This window comes from Oleiphilus sp. HI0066 (assembly GCF_001635725.1).
On record NZ_LWFH01001265.1, the window covers coordinates 1 to 934 of the forward strand.

Genomic DNA, 934 nt, shown 5'->3' on the forward strand with positions numbered 1-934 from the left:
CTTCGCGAATGACGGCGACTTGCTTCGCTTTTTCTTCACCATGCTCTGCATCGAGTGGTAAAGGCTCGACATCTAAAAGATCTGCAAGAGCTTGGATCGTTGCTTCACCACCAGGCGGACACTTATTAATGTCTTCACCATTTGAGATGGCTTCAGCATNTGGGCGGCATCCTGGGTGACCACATTGTCCACATTGAGTTTGGGGTAGTAGATCATCAATTTGATCAACGATAGGGTTGCCTTCTACACGAAAACGTATCGCTGCAAATCCTAAAATCGCACCAAAGACTACGGCTAAGCTTAATAAAACGATAATTGCGGTTACTGCAATGGACATTAGAACGCCACCAATCCGGTAAAGCCCATAAATGCTAATGACATAAGACCAGCGGTGATCATTCCGATAGCTGAGCCTTTAAATGCATTCGGAATATCAGCGAACGCAAGACGTTCTCGCATCGCCGAAAACAATATCATAACGAGAGAAAAACCAATCGCTGCGCCGAAGCCATACAGAATGGATTCGACAAATCCGTTTTGCTTTTTGATGTTGAGTAAAGCAACGCCAAGTACTGCGCAGTTTGTTGTGATCAACGGAAGGAAAATACCCAGTACGCGGTACAACAAAGGGCTTGTTTTGCGTACAACGAGTTCTGTGAATTGCACGACAACTGCAATAACTAGAATGAAAGAGATCGTCTGCAAATACGCAAGATCGAAAGGTTCTAGTAGATAGGTGTATACGAGATACGCACACACTGAAGACAAAGTAAGCACGAAGGTTGTCGCAAAGGACATCCCCATTGCCGTTTCAAGCTTATTCGATACACCCATGAATGGGCATAAACCGAGGAACTGCACGAGCACAAAGTTGTTGACCAAAATTGTGCTCACTAATATGAGTAGATATTCCGTCATGCTGCTTACTTCTCAG

The 934-nt window shown here is 44.7% G+C and carries 2 protein-coding genes; both read right to left on the minus strand.

The genetic code is table 11. The annotated features are described in order from the left end of the window. On the minus strand, positions 1-337 hold a 337-nt coding region (locus A3738_RS18205), incomplete at its 3' end, for an RnfABCDGE type electron transport complex subunit B (RefSeq protein WP_156504330.1). After that, positions 337-918, minus strand: coding sequence for an electron transport complex subunit RsxA (rsxA, locus tag A3738_RS18210; RefSeq protein WP_068476022.1), 582 nt, complete (start codon positions 916-918; stop codon positions 337-339). The genes rsxA and A3738_RS18205, both read right to left, overlap by 1 nt. Positions 919-934: the final 16 nt, after the last annotated feature.

Bases quoted from the DNA above. Each gene is read 5' to 3' on its own strand.
- rsxA (WP_068476022.1), bottom strand. From the start codon at position 918: ATGACGGAATATCTACTCATATTAGTGAGCACAATTTTGGTCAACAAC.